18 protein-coding genes and 1 pseudogene are annotated in these 20,358 nt (G+C 71.1%); 12 read left to right on the forward strand and 7 right to left on the reverse strand.

Annotated features, from left to right (window positions below):
- Positions 1-5: 5 nt before the first annotated feature.
- The 4 genes from OG413_RS15875 to OG413_RS15890 all read right to left on the reverse strand — a co-directional run bounded on the left by OG413_RS15875 (position 6) and on the right by OG413_RS15890 (position 2,266).
- Positions 6-380 (reverse strand): hypothetical protein, encoded by a 375-nt coding sequence (locus OG413_RS15875; protein ID WP_266806143.1) that lies wholly within the window; start codon positions 378-380, stop codon positions 6-8.
- 139 nt (positions 381-519) lie between these two features.
- The gene (locus OG413_RS15880; RefSeq protein WP_266806144.1) at positions 520-990 is read right to left on the reverse strand and encodes a roadblock/LC7 domain-containing protein; all 471 of its coding nucleotides are present in this window, start codon (positions 988-990) and stop codon (positions 520-522) included.
- Between the two features lie 38 nt (positions 991-1,028).
- On the reverse strand, positions 1,029-1,772 hold the full coding sequence (locus OG413_RS15885; RefSeq protein WP_266810172.1) for a transcriptional regulator: 744 nt from the start codon (positions 1,770-1,772) through the stop codon (positions 1,029-1,031).
- 80 nt (positions 1,773-1,852) lie between these two features.
- Complete coding sequence (locus tag OG413_RS15890; RefSeq protein WP_266806146.1) at positions 1,853-2,266, reverse strand: hypothetical protein; 414 nt, start codon at positions 2,264-2,266, stop codon at positions 1,853-1,855.
- A 495-nt stretch (positions 2,267-2,761) separates the two neighbouring features.
- On the opposite strand from OG413_RS15890, the gene hutU reads away from it, so the two are divergent.
- The 4 genes from hutU (at position 2,762) to hutI (ending at position 8,383) form a co-directional block, all read left to right on the forward strand.
- A complete protein-coding gene (gene hutU, locus OG413_RS15895; protein ID WP_266806148.1) occupies positions 2,762-4,432 on the forward strand; it encodes a urocanate hydratase in 1,671 nt (556 codons plus the stop codon).
- A gap of 128 nt (positions 4,433-4,560) precedes the next feature.
- Positions 4,561-5,790 carry an allantoate amidohydrolase gene (locus OG413_RS15900; protein WP_266806150.1) on the forward strand — a complete coding sequence of 410 codons (1,230 nt, stop codon included), beginning with the start codon at positions 4,561-4,563 and terminating at the stop codon, positions 5,788-5,790.
- Positions 5,781-7,148: a formimidoylglutamate deiminase gene (locus OG413_RS15905; protein WP_266806152.1), complete on the forward strand. Its 1,368-nt coding sequence runs from the start codon at positions 5,781-5,783 to the stop codon at positions 7,146-7,148. Before OG413_RS15900 ends, OG413_RS15905 begins: the two co-directional genes overlap by 10 nt.
- Before the next feature lie 62 nt (positions 7,149-7,210).
- Positions 7,211-8,383 carry an imidazolonepropionase gene (gene hutI / locus OG413_RS15910; protein ID WP_266806154.1) on the forward strand — a complete coding sequence of 391 codons (1,173 nt, stop codon included), beginning with the start codon at positions 7,211-7,213 and terminating at the stop codon, positions 8,381-8,383.
- 156 nt (positions 8,384-8,539) lie between these two features.
- On the opposite strand, the gene OG413_RS15915 is transcribed toward hutI, so the two are convergent.
- Positions 8,540-9,547, reverse strand: coding sequence for an RNA polymerase sigma factor SigF (locus OG413_RS15915; RefSeq protein WP_266806155.1), 1,008 nt, complete (start codon positions 9,545-9,547; stop codon positions 8,540-8,542).
- A gap of 285 nt (positions 9,548-9,832) precedes the next feature.
- Between OG413_RS15915 and OG413_RS15920 the strand changes: the two genes are divergently transcribed.
- The 6 genes from OG413_RS15920 to OG413_RS15945 all read left to right on the forward strand — a co-directional run bounded on the left by OG413_RS15920 (position 9,833) and on the right by OG413_RS15945 (position 15,459).
- On the forward strand, positions 9,833-10,201 hold the full coding sequence (locus OG413_RS15920) for an STAS domain-containing protein (RefSeq protein WP_266806157.1): 369 nt from the start codon (positions 9,833-9,835) through the stop codon (positions 10,199-10,201).
- Positions 10,202-10,391: 190 nt separating this feature from the next.
- Positions 10,392-10,883 carry an ATP-binding protein gene (locus tag OG413_RS15925; protein ID WP_266806159.1) on the forward strand — a complete coding sequence of 164 codons (492 nt, stop codon included), beginning with the start codon at positions 10,392-10,394 and terminating at the stop codon, positions 10,881-10,883.
- Positions 10,884-11,087: 204 nt separating this feature from the next.
- Positions 11,088-11,777 carry a peptidase gene (locus OG413_RS15930; RefSeq protein ID WP_266806161.1) on the forward strand — a complete coding sequence of 230 codons (690 nt, stop codon included), beginning with the start codon at positions 11,088-11,090 and terminating at the stop codon, positions 11,775-11,777.
- Positions 11,778-11,897: 120 nt separating this feature from the next.
- The gene (locus OG413_RS15935; RefSeq protein ID WP_266806163.1) at positions 11,898-12,890 is read left to right on the forward strand and encodes a hypothetical protein; all 993 of its coding nucleotides are present in this window, start codon (positions 11,898-11,900) and stop codon (positions 12,888-12,890) included.
- A 104-nt stretch (positions 12,891-12,994) separates the two neighbouring features.
- A complete protein-coding gene (locus tag OG413_RS15940) occupies positions 12,995-14,068 on the forward strand; it encodes a hypothetical protein (RefSeq protein WP_266810174.1) in 1,074 nt (357 codons plus the stop codon).
- A 14-nt stretch (positions 14,069-14,082) separates the two neighbouring features.
- Complete coding sequence (locus OG413_RS15945; protein WP_266810176.1) at positions 14,083-15,459, forward strand: hypothetical protein; 1,377 nt, start codon at positions 14,083-14,085, stop codon at positions 15,457-15,459.
- Positions 15,460-15,645: 186 nt separating this feature from the next.
- On the opposite strand, the gene OG413_RS15950 is transcribed toward OG413_RS15945, so the two are convergent.
- The gene (locus OG413_RS15950; RefSeq protein ID WP_266806165.1) at positions 15,646-17,133 is read right to left on the reverse strand and encodes a peptide MFS transporter; all 1,488 of its coding nucleotides are present in this window, start codon (positions 17,131-17,133) and stop codon (positions 15,646-15,648) included.
- Between the two features lie 495 nt (positions 17,134-17,628).
- Here OG413_RS15950 and OG413_RS15955 point away from each other — a divergent pair, with 495 nt between their 5' ends.
- On the forward strand, positions 17,629-18,306 hold the full coding sequence (locus OG413_RS15955; protein ID WP_073726400.1) for a response regulator transcription factor: 678 nt from the start codon (positions 17,629-17,631) through the stop codon (positions 18,304-18,306).
- Between the two features lie 35 nt (positions 18,307-18,341).
- Entirely contained in the window at positions 18,342-19,607 is a 1,266-nt protein-coding gene (locus tag OG413_RS15960) for an ATP-binding protein (protein WP_266806168.1), read from the forward strand.
- A gap of 188 nt (positions 19,608-19,795) precedes the next feature.
- Here OG413_RS15960 and OG413_RS15965 read toward each other — a convergent pair.
- Positions 19,796-20,296: pseudogene (locus OG413_RS15965) on the reverse strand (GtrA family protein); the annotation flags it as partial.
- Positions 20,297-20,358: the final 62 nt, after the last annotated feature.

Raw genomic sequence — 20,358 nt, forward strand, 5'->3', positions numbered from 1 at the left:
CGGGGTCAGACCTCCAGGTCCGCCTCGATCCGCTTCAGCAGATGGCGGGCCATCGCCAGGTTGGCGCGGCCGGAGTCCAGCACCAGGTAGAGGAACAGGCCGTTGCTGCCGCGGGCCTTGAGCAGCCGGATCAGGTGGTACTGCCCGCTCAGGGTGATCAGTATGTCCTCGATCTCGTCCTTGATGCCCAGGTGCTCCATGGTGCGGAGCTTGGCGCGCACGACGTCGGTGTTGCCCGCGGCCGCGACCTCCAGGTTGAAGTCCTTGCTGCCGCCGAGGGTGCCCAGGGCCATGCCGCTGGTGTAGTCGACGAGTGCGACACCGAGGGCCCCCTCGATGGACGTCATCGCTTGCTGGAGTGACGCTTCGGTGTTGGCCATGAGTGCTCGTTCCCTTTCCCTGGCCGGTCGGGGCGACCGGTTCCGGTTTCTCTGTGACGGGCTGTGTGACAGGTCGTGTGACGGGCTGTGTGGCGGGTCGCGTGGCGGGTCGTGCGACAGGTTCTGGTGGGGGCCGTTGCTACGTGGGGCGGTGCGGCAGCGCGCCGCCCCCGTCGGTACGCGGGTCCGGGGCGCGCGTCGTCGGGGGTGCGGGGCGGGCGGTGTGTTCGAGGGCGGCGTCGACGAGTTCACCGATACGGACGCCCGCCCGGCGGCCCTCCAGATGGAGCCGGCCGACGTTGATGCGGTCCTCGGCCAGCAGCGTGAGTACGGCGGCGGAGCCGGCCGCGTACGTGGCGATGTAGCCGTTCTCGCCGCGGACCAGGAGTTCGCGGAAGCCGCCCCGGCCGGTGGCGTCGGTCATCCGGATCGCGACGCCGAGTGCGGCGGCCGTCAGCGCGGCGACGCCTTCGGCCTCCACCCCGGGGGTGTCATGGGCCAGGACCAGGCCGTCGGTGCTGGCCGCCAGCGCACCGGCGAGGTGGGGCACCCGGGCCCGTAATCGCTGAAGTTCGGCGAGGACATCGCGCACGTCGACCTCGGGCACCATCAGCTGTCTCCTCCCGGCACGCTGTCTGAGCGCGCGTATCACAGGGCCTCCAATGCGTCTCTGAGACGGCGCAGCAGGGCGACATCGGGGTCGGCCGTGACCTCGGGCAGCGTGACCCGGTCCGGCGCGAGGCCGGCCGTCGCCGCGGTCGGACCGACCGCCTCGACCAGCCCGGCCGCCGTGAGCCGTCGCAGGCCGACCAGGATGTGGAACGTCGAACGGCCCAGCTCCCGCGCGATGTCCGAGGCCGTACGCACTCCGTCGACCAGGTCCAGGACCCGGCGCTGACGGGGCGGAACCGGGGCGTCCACGGGGTGCGCCGTCCGGGCGAGCGGGGCGCTGTCGATCACCGAGTCGGGCCAGATCCGGTCCAGCAGCTCCCGGCGCCGCAGCGTCTCGCGCTGCACCGCCGCCACCGGTACGGGGCGGACGGGGCCGATCCAGTGCGATACGCCGTAGCGGAACCTGGCCGGGGTCCCGGTCGGGGCGAGCGCGAAGAACGCCGCGTCGTACAACGCTCCCAGATGGCACAACTCCAGTGCGCCGCCCGGCACATGGCCGCTGTCCACGAGGTAACGGCCCACCCGCTGCCCGGCACCCGCCTGGGCGATCGCGTCCCACCAGCCCTCGTGCCGCAGGGTCCCGCCCGTGGTGAGCAGGACGTCGATACCGGGGGTGGCCGGGCTCTCGGCGTGCACCACCTGGCCGTCGGCGAGGTAGAGCGTGCCGCGATCGCGCAGCAGGGCGCCGGTGGCCCGCTCGGCGGCGAGGCGCTGGAGCATCGGGGAGAGCACGGGGCCCGCGGCCGTGTCCTCCTCGGAGCCGGAGGGGGCTGTGGCACCGGAGGCGGCCGCCCCGGCACTCATGCCAGGACCATCCGCTCGGCCATCTCGCCGAGCCGGATCCGGGCGAGGGCGAGGTTGCCCTGCGTACGGTCCAGCCAGAGATGCAGGAAGACGCTGCTGTCGAACGCCGTCTCGACGAACCGGAGGATGTGGTACCCGGCGCGGGTGGTGATGATGACGTCCTCGACCGGGGTGCCCGGTGATCCCGACGGCTGCGCGGGGCCGTCCTGCGACGGGAGGAGAGCGAAGGCGGGCTGCTCGGCCGCCATCCTCGCCACCTCGGCCGTCTCGGCGGCGGTGGCCTCGTGATCGCCGTTGGGCGAGTCGCCGATGGTGCCGAGGGCGAGACCGCTCGTCCAGTCCACCACCGCGGCGCCGCGGGCGCCGGGCAGCCTCATGACTTCGAGCAGGCACTCGTCGATTCCGGGCACACGCACTCCCCTCCCGGCATGGCGTTCGGCTGTGACCCCGAGGCTACGCAACGTGCTTACGGCAGGCGGAGGTTCTGGCATTTTCGCTTGGTACATGCGCCGGTGCGTATATAGGGGCGTACAACCGGCGCGTGAGAGCGCGCGACCAGGCGTGCGAGGGGAGCGCGTGAGCAGGCGTGCGGAGGAGATCACGGCAGGGGCGGCCGTGACCGGGGCTGTGTACGGGACAGCCCTCAGGAGGTCTTCTCGCGGGCCGTCATCACCGCCTTGTTGACCGCCCGGAGGTCGATGCCGATCAGCAGCAGGACCCCGGCCCGGATGTAGGCGTCCGAGTCCCGGTACGAGTCACGGAAGTCTTCCCCGAGTGTGTGACGCCTTCCTCCGAGTGCGTGAGGGGAAAGGTCTGCCCGGCGGCGTGGCGCGCGCCTGTTGACTATAAGTATTCAGACCTCCAGGATGTGAATACAGAATTCACAGTCGCGAGGAGGCATCCCCATGTCAGGACCCCGCCCCGTACGGGCACCGCGCGGTACCGAACTGAGCGCCCTGGGATGGCAGCAGGAAGCCGCCCTGCGCATGTTGCAGAACAACCTCGACCCCGAGGTCGCCGAGCACCCCGACAAGCTCGTCGTCTACGGCGGTACGGGGAAGGCGGCCCGCGACTGGCGCTCGTTCGACGCCATGGTCCGTACGCTGCGCACGCTCAAGCAGGACGAGACGATGCTCGTCCAGTCCGGGCGGCCGGTCGGCGTCATGCAGACCCACGAGTGGGCGCCGCGCGTCCTGATCGCCAACTCCAATCTGGTGGGGGACTGGGCGAACTGGGAGGAGTTCCGCCGCCTGGAGGCGCTCGGGCTCACCATGTACGGCCAGATGACCGCCGGGTCGTGGATCTACATCGGCACGCAGGGCATCCTCCAGGGCACGTACGAGACGTTCGCCGCCGTCGCCGCGAAGAAGTTCGGCGGGACGCTCGCCGGGACGATCACCCTGACCGCAGGGCTCGGCGGCATGGGCGGCGCCCAGCCGCTCGCCGTCACCATGAACGACGGCGTCGCGATCTGTATCGACTGCGACCCGCGCGCCATCGAGCGCCGGATCGAGCACCGCTTCCTGGACGTGAGGGCGGACAGCCTGGAGCACGCCCTCCAGCTGGCAGTCGAGGCGCGCGACGCCCGGCGCCCGCTCTCCATCGGGCTGCTCGGCAACGCGGCGGAGCTGCTGCCCCGCATGCTCGCCGAGGGCGCCCCGGTCGACATCGTCACCGACCAGACCAGCGCGCACGACCCGCTGGCCTATCTGCCGCTCGGCGTCGACTTCGACGACATGGCCTCGTACGCCGCCGAGAAGCCCGCCGACTTCACCCTGCGGGCGCGGGAGTCGATGGCCGCGCACGTCGAGGCGATGGTCGGCTTCATGGATGCCGGGGCGGAGGTCTTCGACTACGGCAACTCCATCCGGGGCGAGGCCCAACTCGCCGGATACGAGCGAGCCTTCGACTTCCCGGGCTTCGTGCCCGCGTACATTCGGCCGCTCTTCTGCGAGGGCAGGGGACCGTTCCGCTGGGCGGCGCTGTCCGGCGAGGCGTCCGACATCCACAAGACGGACAAGGCGATCCTGGAGCTCTTCCCGGAGAACGAGTCCCTGCACCGCTGGATCAAGATGGCCGGCGAGCGGGTCCAGTTCCAGGGGCTCCCGGCGCGCATCTGCTGGCTCGGCCAGGGCGAGCGCGACAAGGCGGGCGACATGTTCAACGACATGGTCGGCAACGGCACCCTCGCCGCGCCCCTCGCGATCGGCCGCGACCACCTCGACTGCGGCTCGGTCGCCTCCCCGTACCGCGAGACCGAGGCCATGCTCGACGGCTCCGACGCGATCGCCGACTGGCCGCTGCTGAACGCCATGGTGAACGTCGCGTCCGGCGCCTCCTGGGTCTCCATCCACCACGGTGGCGGCGTCGGCATGGGCCGCTCCCTCCACGCGGGCCAGGTCTCCGTCGCGGACGGCACGAAGCTCGCGGGCGAGAAGATCCGCCGCGTACTCACCAACGACCCCGGCATGGGCGTCATCCGGCACGTCGACGCGGGCTACGACATCGCGGAGCGCGTGGCCGACGAGCAGGGCGTCCGCATCCCGATGCGCGAGGGCGAGGGCGAGGACGCGTGAGCGGCCGCCGGGGCGACGGCTCCCCCTCACCCGCCTCGCCTCACTCGCAGGCATCACCGACCTCACCGACCTCACTGGATTCATCAACCTCACCTGACTCCCCAACCTCGTCCGCCTCGTTCACCGAGATGTGGGCCGAGCTCGCCCCCCTCGGGCGGGACTCCGGCAGCGGCGGGTACCGGCGGTACGCCTGGTCCGGGGCCGACGCCGACTGCCGGGCCTGGTTCCGGCGGCAGGCCGAGGCCCGCGGGCTCACCCATGAGGTCGACCGGAACGGCAACCAGTGGGCCTGGCTCGGCGACCCCCTGGCCGGTGACGCCGTCGTCACCGGTTCGCACCTCGACTCCGTACCGGACGGGGGCGCCTTCGACGGCCCCCTCGGCGTCGTCTCCTCCTTCGCCGCACTCGATGAACTCCGCCGCAGGGGAGCCCGGCCCATCCGGCCGCTGGCCATCACCAACTTCGGTGACGAGGAAGGCGCCCGCTTCGGCCTCGCCTGCGTCGGCTCCCGGCTCACCGCCGGGCGGCTGACCGCGCAGGACGCCCACCGGCTCCGCGACGCGGACGGCATCACCCTCCCGCAGGCCATGGAGGCCGCCGGATACGACCCCGAGGCCATCGGGCCCGATCCGGAACGCCTCGCCCGCGTCGGAGCGTTCGTCGAACTCCACGTCGAACAGGGACGCGCCCTCGACCTCAGCGGTGACCAGGTCGGGATCGCCTCCGCCATCTGGCCCCACGGGCGCTGGCGGTTCGACTTCCGGGGCGAGGCCAACCACGCGGGCACCACCCGCCTCGTCGACCGGCGCGACCCCATGCTCACGTACGCCGAGACCGTGCTGGCCGCCCGCCGCGAGGCGGAACTGACCGGCGCCCTCGCCACGTTCGGCAAGATCGCGGTCGAGCCGAACGGGGTCAACGCCATCCCCTCCCTCGTACGCGGCTGGCTCGACTCGCGCGCCGCCGACCAGGCCACCCTCGACGCCGTCGTCACCGGCATCGAGCGCGCCGCCCGGGAGTACGCCGAACGGGCCGGGATCGATCTCGATGTCGTACGGGAGTCCTTCACGCCCGTGGTGGAGTTCGAGCACGCCCTGCGCGACGAGCTCGCCAAGATCCTCGAAGGCGGTCGCGGAGCGCGGGGCGGCGCCGGTGACACGGGGCGCGCCGTACCCGTCCTCGGCACCGGCGCGGGACACGACGCGGGTATTTTGTCCGCTTCGGTACCTACCGCCATGCTGTTCGTACGGAACCCCACCGGAATCTCGCACTCGCCGGCCGAGCACGCCGCCGAGGACGACTGCGTGGCCGGGGTGATCGCACTCGCCGACGTACTGGAAGGTCTCGCGTGCAGCTGACAACGGAGCCCACCGGCAAGCCCGTCACCGCGACGTACTGGATGTCCCACGCCTGGCTCGGCACCCATGTCGAGCCGGGCGTCACCCTGGACGTCGCCGGAGACCGCATCGCCGGGGTCCGCACCGGCGTCGACACACCGCCGCCCGGCGCCACGGTGCTGCGCGGCCTGACGCTCCCCGGCCTCGCCAACACCCACTCGCACGCCTTCCACCGGGCCCTGCGCTCCACCGTCCAGGTGGGCTCCGGCACCTTCTGGACCTGGCGCGAGCTGATGTACCAGGCCGCCGCCCGGCTCACTCCCGACACCTATTTCGACCTCGCCCGTGCCACGTACGCCGAAATGGCCCTGGCCGGCATCACCTCCGTCGGCGAATTCCACTATCTGCACCACGCGCCCGGCGGCACGCCCTACGACAACCCGAACGCGATGGGCGAGGCGCTCATCGCCGCCGCGGCCGAAGCGGGCATCCGCATCACCCTGCTGGACACCGCCTACCTCGCCGCCGGATTCGGCGAGAAGCCCAACCGGCACCAGCTGCGCTTCTCCGACACCACCGCCGACGCCTGGGCCGAGCGCGCCTCCCTCCTCAAGGGCGACGACCACACGCTGATCGGCGCCGCCATCCACTCCGTACGGGCCGTCCCGGCCCCGCAGCTGGCCACCGTCGCGGCCTGGGCCGAGGAACGGCAGGCCCCGCTCCACGTCCATCTCTCCGAGCAGACAGCGGAGAACGATGCCTGCCGCGCCGCCCACGGCCGCACCCCCACCCGGCTCCTCGCCGACCACGGGGTCCTCGGCCCGCGCACCACCGGGGTCCACAACACGCATCTCACCGAGGAGGACATCGGGCTGATCGGCTCCTCCGTCACCGGCACCTGCATGTGCCCCACCACCGAACGCGACCTCGCCGACGGCATCGGTCCCGCCGCCGCCCTCCAGCGGGCGGGCTCGCCGCTCTCCCTCGGCAGCGACAGCCACGCCGTCATCGACCTGTTCGAAGAGGCCCGCGCGATGGAGCTCAACGAGCGCCTGCGCACCCATCGACGCGGCCACTGGACGGCGGCGGCCCTGCTCCGCGCCGCCTCCGCGGGAGGGCACACCGCACTCGGCCGACCGGACGCGGGCACCCTCGAACCCGGTGCGCCCGCCGACCTCACGACCATCGCCCTGGACTCCGTCAGAACAGCGGGGCCGGTGCCCCGGATGGCAGCCGAAGCAGCCGTATTCGCCGCCTCCGCCGCTGATGTACGCCATACGGTCGTCGGGGGACGGCACATTGTCCGGGACGGTCTGCACGCACGGATCGAGGACGTCCCCGGAGCACTCGCCTCAGCCATCGCCGCCCTGCACGGCTGAGCCCCGAACCGTCGGAACCCAAGCCGGAACCCAAGCCGGAACTCAAGGAGAACGCTCTCCAGATGACGACGACCGCCATCACCAACATCGCCAGCCTGGTCACCAATGACCCCTCCCTCGGAAACGGGACCCCCCTGGGCCTGATCCGGGACGCGGCCGTCGTCATCGAGGGCGACCGCATCGTCTGGACCGGTGAATCAAGCAAAGCACCCACCACTGACAACGTCCTCGACGCGGCCGGCCGAGCGGTGATCCCCGGCTTCGTCGACTCCCACTCCCACCTCCTCTTCGCGGGCGACCGCACCCAGGAGTTCAACGCCCGGATGTCGGGCCGCCCCTACACCGCGGGCGGCATCCGGACCACGGTCGCCGCCACCCGCGCCGCCTCCGACGACGAGCTCTCCGCCAACGTCGCCCGCTACCTCGCCGAGGCCCTGCGCCAGGGCACCACCACGTTCGAGACCAAGTCCGGCTACGGGCTCACCGTCGAGGACGAGGCCCGCGCCCTGCGCATCGCCGCCCGCCACACCGACGAGGTCACCTACCTCGGCGCCCACGTCGTGCCCCCCGAATACGCCGACGACCCGGCCGGCTACGTCGCTCTCGTCACCGGTCCGATGCTGAACGCCTGCGCCCCGCACGCCCGTTGGATCGACGTCTTCTGCGAGAAGGGCGCCTTCGACGGCGACCAGGCCCGCGCCGTCCTCACCGCGGGCCGGGCCAAGGGCCTGCACCCCCGCATCCACGCCAATCAGCTGACGTACGGCCCCGGCGTCCAGCTCGCCGTCGAACTCGACGCCGCCTCCGCCGACCACTGCACCCACCTCACCGACGCCGACGTCGACGCCCTGGGCCAGGGCGACACGGTCGCCACCCTGCTCCCGGGCGCCGAGTTCTCCACCCGCGCGAGCTGGCCCGACGCCCGCCGCCTCCTCGACGCGGGCGCGACCGTCGCGCTCTCCACGGACTGCAATCCGGGCTCGTCGTTCACCTCTTCCATGCCGTTCTGCGTCGCGCTCGCCGTACGCGACATGGGCATGACTCCCGATGAAGCCCTCTGGTCCGCCACCGCGGGCGGCGCCGCCGCACTGCGCCGTACGGACATCGGCCGCATCACGCCCGGCGCCCGCGCCGACCTCGTACTCCTCGACGCTCCCAGCCATGTCCACCTCGCCTACCGGCCGGGAGTCCCGCTGGTCGGCGCGGTGTGGCAGCGCGGCGAACGCACGGTCTGACCGCGCGACGGGCCGCGCGACGGGGCGGGCGGTACGGCAAGGCACTTGACCGCGCTACGGGGCCGCGCGACGGGGCCGTACATGCGGAAGGACCCGCGCCCATGGCTGGGGCAGGTCCTTCCGCGATGATCTCCGGTGCCGGGGGGGGCGGACCGGTCATTCCTCCAGGGTCAGGCCCTTCCGGAGCTTGACCAGGGTCCGCGAGAGCAGCCTGGACACATGCATCTGCGAGATGCCCAGCTCGTCGCCGATCTCCGACTGGGTCAGATTGGAGACGAACCGGAGCGAGAGGATCATGCGGTCCCGCGAAGGCAGCGCGGCGATGAGCGGCTTCAGGGACTCGACGTACTCGATGCCTTCGAGCCCGTGGTCCTCGTAGCCGATGCGGTCCGCGAGCGCGCCCTCGTGCTCGTCCTCCTCGGGCTTGGCGTCCAGCGAACTCGCGGTGTACGCGTTGCTCGCGGCCATGCCCTCGACGACCTCGTCGGCGGTGATGCCCAGGCGCTCGGCCAGCTCGGTCACGGTGGGCGAGCGGTCCAGCTTCTGGGCGAGCTCGTCGCCCGCCTTGGCCAGGTCGAGCCGCAGCTCCTGCAGGCGGCGCGGCACGCGCACGGACCAGCTGGTGTCGCGGAAGAAACGCTTGATCTCACCGACGATGGTCGGCATCGCGAACGTCGGGAACTCGACGCCGCGGCTCAGCTCGAACCGGTCGATCGCCTTGATCAGGCCGATGGTGCCGACCTGGACGATGTCCTCCATCGGTTCGCTGCGGGAGCGGAACCGGGAGGCGGCGAACTTGACCAGGGCCAGGTTGAGTTCGACCAGGGTGTTACGGACGTAGGCGTACTCGTGGGTGCCCTCTTCGAGGGATTCGAGCCGCTCGAAGAGCGTCTTCGACAGCGCCCTGGCGTCCAGTGCCCCTACTTCGGCGTAGGGCGGGATCTCGGGAAGCCCTTCGAGCCCCGTGTCGCCGGTGTCCGCGGCGGTGCTGTCCGCGGTGGTGCCGGTGCTGCTGGTGGTACTGAGGGTGGTGCTGGTGGTGCTGGTGGTGCTGATGCGCGGGCCGGGTACGGCGTTCGCGGCAGGGGAGTCGGAATCGGTCGGTCCCTGAGGACATATCGACGTCGCGTTGTGGGTACGCGGTTCGTCGAGCCGGGGTGACATGCTTCTCCTCCATCGTTCTCGGCATATGGCTGCCGATGCCCATACGTGTTCCTGCGGTGAAGCGGCGCCTCCAAAGCCGGCCGTGTTTCTGGTGTCCCTCTACCCTTACCCGGTTCGTACGGGGACTTACAAGCGCCAATTACTGCCATATGTCCGCTTTGTTGAGTTCTTCGACTACCGCGTGGCGTACGGAACGCGTACTGTTTTACGAACGTCGGCGGCAGCTACGCATGCGGCCGCACAGGCAGTGACGCGCACAGTGACGAGCGGCGAAGAGGGACGGGCATGGACCGCGGGACGGTCGGCAGTGCGAACCGGGGTCGGCTTCATGTCGAGGCCCGGACCGAGGGACACAGCGAGATTGTGACGCCGGTGGGTGAGCTCGATCACCACACCGCCGATCTGCTGCGCGAACCTTTGGAGAGCGCGGTCGAGCAAGGGCGTGCGCGCCTGGTGGTCGACTGCTCGCGCCTCGAATTCTGTGATTCCACCGGGCTGAATGTGCTGCTCGGTGCCCGCCTCAAGGCTGAGGCGGCCGGGGGAGGGGTCCATTTGGCCGGCATGCTGCCCGTCGTGGCGAGAGTTTTCGAGATCACCGGGGCCGAGGCGGTTTTCACCGTCCACGCCACTCTCGCCGAGGCGCTGGACACCTGACCGCGCCGCGTTTCGTGGCCCTGGGCGCCTTGAGTGTCGCCTGTGTCACGCGATCGCATGGATGAAGTGGGTGTTGTCACGATTCGGCCGGGCAGGAGACATCCCGGCGGCGTCCTAGCGGCCCGCACACTCTGAATCTGATCAGTATCTGTTCGATGGCGACACGGTGAATCGGTGAGGTGAAGCGCTGATGAGCACCACCCGGCAGCATCCGCCGGGCGACCTCGGCCGCGAGCCGGACGGCGCGGGCGCATCCTCGCCCGTTCCGGCGGAGCGGCAGTGGCGCACGCTCTCACTGGGGCAGGCCAGCGGCATCGTTCCGATGGCCCGCGACTTCGCCCGGGAGGCGCTCCATGACTGGGGCTGGCTCCCGGCGTCCACCGCCGACCGCCGTGCCGCCGCCGAGGACGTCCTGCTGGTCGTCTCCGAGCTGGTCACCAACGCCTGCCTGCACGCGGAGGGCCCCGAGGAGCTCCGTATCGGCTGCATGGCGAAGGTGCTGCGGGTGGAGGTCGTCGACCGCGGCGCCGGGCAGCCCGCACCGCGCACCCCGCACCGGGCCGGACGGCCCGGTGGCCACGGCATGTTCATCGTGCAGCGGCTCTGCCTGGACTGGGGCGTGCAGCGTACGCCCGACGAGCCGGGCAAGACCGTCTGGGCGGAACTCGCCGCTCCCGCGTAACTCGCGGCGCTTCACCGCGCCCGCCCCTCCCCGCACACCGCCCACACCTATGAACACCCAAGAGCGCGCCGGATCGGCGCGCTTTTTGTCTTCCCTCCACAAGGCGCCGGGCGTACCTTGAGCGCCCAATCTGATGTGTCGTCAGCAAATCGCGCCGGTACGGAGCATGGCGCGCGGCGACTTCCGGCGTGAGGGGAACACGAGGTGTCGAACCAGAAGCGGACAGCGCTGGCGCTGGCGTCTGCGCTGGCGGGCTCGGTGGTGCTGATGGCCGCACCCGCCGCGCATGCCGAGGTCGTGGACGTCAACTACCAGTGTCAGACGCCCATCGGGCCCAAAGGCGCGGTGTCGCCCATCGATATCAAGGGCGTCAAGAGCGGCAGCGGCTACCAGCTCACCATGTCCTTCCAGAAGGGGGTCTCCGCCAGCCCGGTCGAACTGGGCAAGGGGGCCATGAAGCCGAGCGCGGTGATCAAGCTGGGCGGCGCCGAGCAGGGGCAGATCCAGGTGACCGGACCGGCCAACTCGGAGGCCATACCGCCCAACACCCCCATCAAGATCAGTGACTTGTCGGGTACGTACACCCCGAAGAAGAGCGGCAAGGTCACCTTCACCGCCGGGGTGCTCACCATCAAGGCGGTCGGTACGACCACCACCTGCACGCCCAAGAACAGCCCCGGTCCTTCGCTCGAACTCGATGTGCGGGGTCCGGGCGGATCCTCGGGTGGCTCGGGCGGCACCCCCGCGACCACTCCGGCGGGCGGCGGAGAACTGCCGAAGACCGGCCCGCTCGACTCCGCGGCGGCGCTCGGCACGCTCGGCGGCACCGTGCTGCTGACCGGGGCGGCCGGGGTGCTGTGGCTGACCCGGCGCGGGCAGCGGACCACGGGCTGAGCCCACGCCTCCGTGCCGCCCGCGCCGATAGACACGCGGGTCGTGCAGGGCCGTAGGGGTCGACGGGCCGTACATGCCGTACATGCCGTACAGGGAGCATCAAGGGAGCGGGAGCCGTCCATGTCGCCGTTGACCGCGTACGCCGCCCGAGCGGCGCTCACCGTACTGCTGTGCGCCTGCTCCATCAGCCCGGTGGCGGCGGCGGACGGCTCCTCGGGCACCACGGCCTCCGCCGGCTGGGTGGCGCGGCCGGCGGCCGGGGGCACCCGTACCGGCGACAGCGGGCGGCCGTACTTCTACCTGGAGGGCGTACCCGGAACGGTCCTCCAGGACCGGCTCTCGGTGACCAACCCGGGCCGTACCCCGCTGACCGTACGGCTGCGGGGCGCCGACACGTACCGGGGACAGGGCGGTGACCCGGCCGTACGGGAGGCGAAGGGCTCCACCGGGGCAGGGGCCGGGGCGTGGCTGCGGCTCGCCTCGGGGAAGGTGACCGTGCCCGGCCGCACCCGCGCCGAGGTGCCGTTCGCCGTCACCGTGCCCCCGGACACGGCGCCCGGCGACCACCCCGGGGCGATCGTGGCGGAGAGCGGCGGCCGTACGGTGGGCGTCCCGATCCGGCTGAGGGTCGGCGGGCCGACGCTGGCGGCGCTCACCGTGGAAGACGTCGCGGTGTCCGGGCGGACCATCCACTACACGCTGGTCAACCGGGGCAATGCGACCCTGGCGCCGCGTTTGGCCGTGAGCGCCGACGGGGTCTTCGGCGCGCTGCTGCGCCGCGAGGCCCGCGCCCTGCCGCTGGAACTGCTCCCCGGACAGCGGGTGAAGCTCACCGAACCCTGGCGGGACGCCCCCGCCCTCGACTCCGCGACCGTCCGGCTGCGGGTCACGGCCGCGGGCGGTGCGAGCGACGAGGCGTCGGCCTCGGCGACGTACGTCCCCGGAGCCCCGTTGGCGGGCGGTGCGCTGCTCGTCCTGGGCGTCCTCGCGGCAGGCGCGTACCGGCTCCGGCTCCGTCACCGGCTTCGTCTCCGGCTTCGGATTCGGATTCGTTACGGACATCGACAGGACTCCGACGAAAGGCACGTGGTGAAGGCGGGAGCGGACACGTGAGGGAACTGACCGGACCGGCGACCCCAGGACGCGGCAACCACCGCCGACCCCCCGTACCGCTTCGCGCGCCGCTGACCGCACCGCTCCGCGCGCCGCTGCCGAAGCTGCTCGTCGCGCTGCTTCTCTGCCTGCTGCCCGCGCTGCTGCTCCTGGGCTCCACCGGCGCCCGTGCGGCGGACGGCCGACCCGCCGTCACGCTGTCCAAGAAGGAGGCGGGCAAGGGCGGCGAGATCACCGTCAAGGGCAGTGGCTGGCGCGCCGACACCCTGCTGATGCTGCTGATCTGCGGGCAGTCCACGCCGGACAAGGGCGTGATCGGCGGCACCAACTCCTGCGCCAACGCCGACGGCAGGGCCGTCACCACTGACAAGACCGGCGCCTTCAGTAAGAAGATGCCGGTGGCCGAGCCGCCGAAACCCTGCCCGTGTGTGGTGCATGTCGTCACGGTCACCGGGGAACAGGCCGTCGCCGACGCGGTGTTCACGGTCGCCGGGCACCCGACGGCACCGCTGCCGCGGCCGACGGACGGCGGGAAGCTCGCGGTGCTGGCCACCACCCGGCTGGAGGGCGACGGTTCACTGCTCACCTGGTTCGGCGCTCCGGCTTCGCGGCGGCTGGTCGTCACCGTCGGCAATCTCGGCTCGGCCCCGGTCACGGACCCCGTCTTCGAGGTGGGCACCGCGCACGGTGTGTACGCCCCGCAGTGGGAGGAACACCAGTGGCGCGGCACCGTCGCGCCCGGCCGCAAGGCGCAGATCAAACTCCCGGTCGAACTGGCGGCGGGCGCCCACGGCGACTACCAGGTCTCCCTGCGGTACGGCACGAAAGTGCTTGCCGAGCAGCCCTGGGGAGTGGGCCGCCCCTGGGGCGTGACGCTCTTCTGGATCCTGCTGTGCGTCGTCGTCCCGGCCGCCGTCTTCCGTATCGGCATGGCGATCGTCGACAAGGTACGGCCCCGCCCGGACCGGGCGGGTACCCGGTCCGGGCGCCACCGCCATCCGCAGGCGCCGGAGGCGACCGCGAAACCGCCCGGCCTGCGCCGCGGGGGCGGCACGGCACCGCAGGCGCCCCCGGCCGAAGGCGCGACGGCCACGGCCACGACCACGGCCGCGCTGCCGTGGTTCACCCCGGATTCCGCACCGTCAGAGAACCGACCCACGACGAAGGGACATTCGTGAGCACGCAACGGAGGATGAGCGCGGCCGGAGTCGCGCTGATGCTCGGCGGCGCGGGCATTCTGCTGGCCGCGAGCCCGGCCCAGGCCGCCGACGTCTCGTACAGCACGGAGTGCATACCGCCGCCCATTTCGGGGCTGCCCGCCGTACAGGGCACCACCAAGGTGCAGCTGACCGCGCCCGCCGAGGCGAAGGTCGGTGACGAGATCGAGGTCGTCTGGAAGACGGTGGCGGCCGCTTCCAGGAATCCCGACATCCTCGACCTGGACAAGGACACGGTGAAGCCGACCGGCACCATCAAGGTGGGCGGTGCGGCGAGCGGTGAACTGAAGCTGGAAGGGCCGCGGCAGAACCCGCCGATCCCGAAGAACAGCCCCATGGTGCTGCCCGACATGAAGGGCACGCTGAAGCTGGACAAGGCCGGGGAGATCACGCTGACCCCGGACGCGTACAGCATCAACGTGTCGAAGCCGATCTCCACGGACACCAAGTGCGCCCCGAAGGAGGCTGTCCAGCCCGGCGCCACGATCAAGGTGACGGACGGCGGCGGCACCACGACCGGCGGCACCACGACCGGTGGTACGACCAACGGTGGCACGACCGCCGGTGGTACGACCGCCGGTGGTACGACGGCAGGGGGCACGACATCCGGCGGTACGACGGCGGGCGGTACGTCGGCCGGTGGCACGGACTCCGGGGGCTCCGGCTCCGGAGGGTCCGGCGGCTCCAGCGGCGGCGGCGAGGGGCAGACGGACTTCCCCGGCAAGGAGGTGTCCGTCGCGTACGCCTGCAAGACGCCCATCGGGGACAAGAAGGCCACGTCCCCCGTGAAGATCAGCGCCAAGAAGAGCGGCGGCGGTTACGCCCTCACCGTGAAGTTCAGCAAGTCGGTGATGGACAGCCCGATCGACATCCCCGCGAACCAGGTGAAGCCCTCCATGGAGGTCAAGCTCGGCGGGGCGGACAAGGGCACCGTCCATGTCGTGGGCCCGCTGAACAAGGAGGTCATCAAGACCGGCGCACCGATCGAGATCCCCGATCTCACCGGTACGTACAAGCCGGGCGCGAGCGGGAAGTCCACGCTGAGCCCCGGCGTACTGACCGTGCTGGCCGCCGGTACGACGACGACCTGCACCCCGCCCGCGGGGGTCGCCGCCTCGCTGGAACTGGACACCTCCGCCCAGCCGGGCGGGGCGTCGGGCGGTGGCACGGCGGGCTCCGGCGGCGCCGCGGCATCCGGCGGCGGTACGGACTCCGGCGGCGGTCTGGCCGCCACCGGCGCCGAGGACGACGGAGCCCTGCGCGCACTCGGTCTGGTCGCCGGTACGGCGATCCTGCTGGGCGGCGCGGTGTTCACGTTCACCCCGTGGCGCAGGCTGCGCGGTACTCGCTGACGCACCCCACGACGGGACGGCCCGCACGACGGGACGCACCGCACGATGGGACGCACCGTAACGACGGGACGCACCGCACGACGGGACGCACCGTAACGACGGGACGCACCGCACGACGAAGGGCCGCCGCACCGTTCTCCCGGTGCGGCGGCCCTTCCCTTCACGGATGGCGCGCGTCAGTACGCGTCAGCGCACATCACCCATGAGGGTGGTGACCTTCTTGCGGTACATCCAGATCGAGAACCCGGCCACGATCGCGAGCGCCGCTTCCAGCCCCACCAACCCGGTCCTGTTCAGATCCACCCCGGCCAGCGACAGCAGGCTGGTGGTGCAGTCGCCCGCGGTGACGGCCAGGAACCAGACACCCATCATCTGGCTGCCGTACTTCGCCGGAGCCATCTTCGTGGTGACCGAGAGGCCGACCGGCGAGAGGCACAGCTCACCGACGGTCTGCAGGAAGTAGATCGATACCAGCCACATCGGGCTGACCTTGTCGCCGTCCGAGGCCAGCGTCAGCGGCATCATGAAGACGAGGAACGACACCCCGACCAGGAACAGGCCCGAGCCGAACTTGACGACCGTGCTCGGCTCCTTGCCGCGCCGGTTGAGGGCCAGCCAGATCCAGGCCACCACCGGCGCGAGCGCCATGATGAAGACCGGGTTGACGGACTGGTACCAGGAGGTCGGGAAGTCCACACCGAACAGGCTGTTCGTGGTCGAGGACTTACCGAAGAGCGACAGCGTCGAGCCGCCCTGGTCGTAGATCATCCAGAAGACGGCCGCCGCCACGAAGAACCAGATGTAGCCGGACATCTTCGACTGCTCGGTGGCGGAGAGGTCCTTGTCCCGCTTTATGCGCGCCAGCACGGCGACCGGAATGACCAGACCGGCGATGGTGATCGGGACGAGCGCCCAGTTCAGCGTGTAGACGTCCGTGGCCACCAGCACGCCGTAGAAGACGACGGCGACGATCAGCCAGAGCAGACCCTTGCGCAGGGTGGAGCGGCGCTCCTGGGCCGACAGCGGCTTCGGGACGACGCTGGAGCGGGCGTCCAGGTGGCGCGTACCGATGAGGAACTGGGCCAGACCCAGCGCCATGCCGAGCGCGGCGATGGCGAAACCGAGGTGCCAGTTCACCTTCTCGCCGACCGTGCCGATGATCAGCGGGGCGGCGAAGGCACCGAGGTTGATGCCCATGTAGAAGACGGTGAAGCCACCGTCGCGTCGCGGGTCGTCCGGGCCGGAGTAGAGATGGCCGACCATCGTGGAGATGTTGGCCTTCAGCAGACCGGAACCGAGCGCGACCAGCGCCAGACCGGCGAAGAACGTGCCGGTGCCGGGCAGGGCCAGCGTCAGGTGGCCGAGCATGATGACCCCGGCCGAGATGGTGACCGTCTTGCGCGGCCCCCAGACGCGGTCGCCGAACCAGCCGCCGGGCATGGCGAGCAGGTAGACCATCGCCATGTAGATGGAGTAGATCGCGGTGGCGGTCGCCGCGTTCATGTCCAGGCCGGAGCTGGAGACGAGGTAGAGCGGGAGCAGGGCCCGCATGCCGTAGAAGCTGAAGCGCTCCCACATCTCGGTCATGAAGAGAGTGGCCAGGCCGCGGGGGTGGCCGAAGAAGGTCTTTCCGCCAGTCGTACTGGCCGAATCCTTCGTCAGGCTGGACGCCATGGTCGATCCTTGCTGGTCGGGACGCGCCGCCTGGTGAGCGTGACGCGCCCGGTGGGGGGTGGCCGGCACCGACACGGGCAGCCCCACCCCCGACGCCTGAAAGGGGATTCGCCCCGTACGCCGGGCTCCGTAGGGGAGAGCTCGGCGCCGCGGGCTGGGGAAGAACCGCATCGGGATCCACGCCCGGCGCGCGTCGTCGCGCTCCGGGCCCGGCCCACAGGTCATTCACTCATGTCACGGCCGGCGGGTAACCGGCCCGCACACAAAAGAGACCCTTGGCGCTTAAAGCTGCCCAAAGGTCTTTGAGTAGTGCAACAGGCGTCGGGACACCATACGACACGCCATGGCCAGATATGAAAGGACATGAGACCTGGATCACAGGTGAGGGAGGAATCAGCTCGCACATTCAAAGGCGTCAGTCCGTTTTGTGGCCCAAACCCGCAGGCGTTGGCGAGTGCCTCACTCCGGGCGCCCTGCGCGGTCTACCATCACCACATGACCCGTGTACTGCTCGCCGAGGACGACGCATCCATCTCGGAGCCACTGGCCCGCGCACTGCGTCGGGAGGGTTACGAGGTCGAGGTCCGCCAGGACGGTCCGACCGCGCTCGACGCCGGACTCCAGGGGGGCGTCGACCTGGTCGTCCTCGACCTGGGCCTGCCCGGGATGGACGGCCTCGAAGTCGCCCGACGGCTCCGCGCCGACGGCCACACCGTGCCGATCCTGGTGCTGACGGCCCGCGCCGACGAGGTCGACACGGTGGTCGGCCTCGACGCGGGGGCCGACGACTACGTCACCAAGCCGTTCCGCCTCGCCGAACTCCTCGCCCGGGTCCGCGCGCTGCTGCGCCGCGGCGCCACCGAACCCGCCCCGCAGCCCGCCACCCACGGCGTCCGGATCGACGTCGAGTCGCACCGGGCCTGGATGGGCGAGGAGGAACTCCAGCTCACCGCGAAGGAGTTCGACCTGCTGCGGGTCCTGGTCCGGGACGCCGGGCGGGTCGTCACCCGCGACCAGCTGATGCGCGAGGTCTGGGACACCACCTGGTGGTCCTCCACCAAGACGCTCGACATGCACATCTCCTGGCTCCGCAAGAAGCTCGGCGACGACGCGGCCAACCCCCGCTACATCGCGACGGTCCGGGGCGTCGGCTTCCGGTTCGAGAAGAGCTGACGCGGAACCGGAAGAGCTGACGAAACGAAGCAGTCATGCGCCGTCGACTGATCAACTCCACGCTCGCCGTGGTACTCGTGGTGATCGCCGTCTTCGGTGTCTCCCTGGTCATCGTGGAGACCCGCACCATCAGCGCCAGCGCCCAGGAGAGCGTCGACACCGAGGCACTGCGGCTGATCAGCGTCGTGGAGAGCCGGCTGCTGGGCGAGGAGCGGATCACCTCCCCGGTACTGGCCGAGCAGGTCGACTCCAGCCGCTACGCCCTGGTCGAGATCCGCGGCCGGGCTCCCATCGAGGTCGGCGAGCGCCCCACCGGCAACGTCATCCGCAGCTCGGCCGAGGGGGAGCGGGGCGAGAAGGTCACCGTCGAGGAGTCCAGCTCGGCCGTCACCCGTGAGGTCGGCCGGACCCTGCTGATCATCGGCGCGGTGGCGCTGCTCGCGATCGTCTCCGCGGTACTCCTCGCCGTACGCCAGGCCAACAAGCTGGCCTCGCCCCTCACCGACCTCGCCGAGACCGCCGAACGCCTCGGCTCCGGCGACCCGCGCCCGCGCCACAAGCGCTACGGGGTGCCGGAGCTGGACCGCGTCGCCGACGTCCTGGACGCCTCGGCCGAACGTATCGCCCGGATGCTGACCGCCGAGCGACGTCTGGCCGCCGATGCCTCGCACCAGCTGCGCACCCCGCTGACCGCGCTCTCCATGCGGATCGAGGAGATCTCCGTCACCGACGACCCGGACACGGTGAAGGAGGAGGCGAACATCGCCCTCACCCAGGTCGAGCGGCTCACGGACGTGGTGGAGCGGCTGCTGACCAACTCCCGCGACCCGCGTACCGGCTCCGCCGTCGCCTTCGACCTGGACGAGGTCGTCAAGCAGCAGATCGAGGAGTGGCGCCCGGCCTACCGCAGCGCGGGCCGCGCCATCGTCTGCTCGGGCAAGCACGGCATGCGGGCCGTCGGCACCCCGGGCGCGGTCGCCCAGGTGCTGGCCGCGCTGATCGAGAACTCCCTGATGCACGGCGGCGGCACCGTCGCCCTGCGGACCAGGGTCACCGGCAACCAGGCGGTCATCGAGGTGACGGACGAGGGCCCCGGGGTCCCCGCCGATCTCGGGGCGCGGATCTTCGAGCGGACCATCAGCGGCCGCAACTCCACCGGGATCGGCCTGGCCGTCGCCCGGGACCTCGCGGAGGCGGACGGCGGGCGGCTCGAACTGCTCCAGCAGCAGCCCGCGGTGTTCGCGCTCTTCCTCAGCCGGGTGGCGCTCAACCGCAAGGATCCGGAGCGCCCGGTCCGCTGAGCGCGCCGCGCGGCCTCAGCGGCGTACGCGTACGGGTTCCGGAGCGATCCGGACCGGACGTCGGCGGGACAGCGTCAGCGGGGCAGAGTCACCGAGCCGGGTGCCACGGGGCCGGACGGCGTCACCGGGGCGGAGGGCGTCACCAAGCCGGACGTCTTCACCGGGGCAGCCGGGGCAGCCGGGGCAGCCGGCGTCATCGGGTCGGACGGTCCTCGCTGCTCCAGAAACTTCTCCGGGCTGAGCACGGCCTCCTCGGCAGGCAGCGCCTTGAACACCCAGGTGCGGTAGGACCAGAAGCGGAACAGGGTGGCGATCCCGATGCCGAGGATCTTGAAGACATTGCTCTGGACCGGGCTGTTCCAGCCGAAGCCGTACGTCGCCAGGTACAGCACACCGGTCTCGATGACCGCGCCCACCGCGCTGAACAGCAGGAACAGCATCAGCTCGCGGGTCCGGCCGGTCTTGTCGCGGTCCCGGTAGGTCCAGTAACGGAAGCCCACGTAGTTGAAGAGGATGGCGACGCAGGTCCCCATCAGTCCCGCCCGCACCACCGGGATGTCCGTGGTGCGCCAGATCAGGTTGGAGACCGCGATATTGACCAGCAGGCCGAACGCGCCGACCGCGCCGAACTTGGCGACCTCCCGGGCCAGCAGATCAAGCCGGGTCCGCAGTGCGCCCCGTTCGCTCATGGTGATCGCTCAGCCCCGTCCGTAGGTGTGGTCAACCCCGTCATGCTAACCAGCCCTCCCGT

This window comes from Streptomyces sp. NBC_01433 (assembly GCF_026340105.1).
Classification (GTDB): Bacteria; Actinomycetota; Actinomycetes; order Streptomycetales; family Streptomycetaceae; genus Streptomyces.

Bases quoted from the DNA above. Each gene is read 5' to 3' on its own strand.
- OG413_RS15900 (WP_266806150.1), top strand. From the start codon at position 4,561: ATGTGGGCCGAGCTCGCCCCCCTCGGGCGGGACTCCGGCAGCGGCGGG.
- OG413_RS15915 (WP_266806155.1), bottom strand. From the start codon at position 9,547: ATGTCACCCCGGCTCGACGAACCGCGTACCCACAACGCGACGTCGATA.
- hutI (WP_266806154.1), top strand. From the start codon at position 7,211: ATGACGACGACCGCCATCACCAACATCGCCAGCCTGGTCACCAATGAC.
- OG413_RS15875 (WP_266806143.1), bottom strand. From the start codon at position 380: ATGGCCAACACCGAAGCGTCACTCCAGCAAGCGATGACGTCCATCGAG.
- OG413_RS15955 (WP_073726400.1), top strand. From the start codon at position 17,629: ATGACCCGTGTACTGCTCGCCGAGGACGACGCATCCATCTCGGAGCCA.
- OG413_RS15880 (WP_266806144.1), bottom strand. From the start codon at position 990: ATGGTGCCCGAGGTCGACGTGCGCGATGTCCTCGCCGAACTTCAGCGA.
- OG413_RS15935 (WP_266806163.1), top strand. From the start codon at position 11,898: ATGTCGCCGTTGACCGCGTACGCCGCCCGAGCGGCGCTCACCGTACTG.
- OG413_RS15945 (WP_266810176.1), top strand. From the start codon at position 14,083: ATGAGCGCGGCCGGAGTCGCGCTGATGCTCGGCGGCGCGGGCATTCTG.
- OG413_RS15950 (WP_266806165.1), bottom strand. From the start codon at position 17,133: ATGGCGTCCAGCCTGACGAAGGATTCGGCCAGTACGACTGGCGGAAAG.
- OG413_RS15920 (WP_266806157.1), top strand. From the start codon at position 9,833: ATGGACCGCGGGACGGTCGGCAGTGCGAACCGGGGTCGGCTTCATGTC.
- OG413_RS15925 (WP_266806159.1), top strand. From the start codon at position 10,392: ATGAGCACCACCCGGCAGCATCCGCCGGGCGACCTCGGCCGCGAGCCG.
- OG413_RS15885 (WP_266810172.1), bottom strand. From the start codon at position 1,772: ATGCTCCAGCGCCTCGCCGCCGAGCGGGCCACCGGCGCCCTGCTGCGC.
- OG413_RS15960 (WP_266806168.1), top strand. From the start codon at position 18,342: ATGCGCCGTCGACTGATCAACTCCACGCTCGCCGTGGTACTCGTGGTG.
- hutU (WP_266806148.1), top strand. From the start codon at position 2,762: ATGTCAGGACCCCGCCCCGTACGGGCACCGCGCGGTACCGAACTGAGC.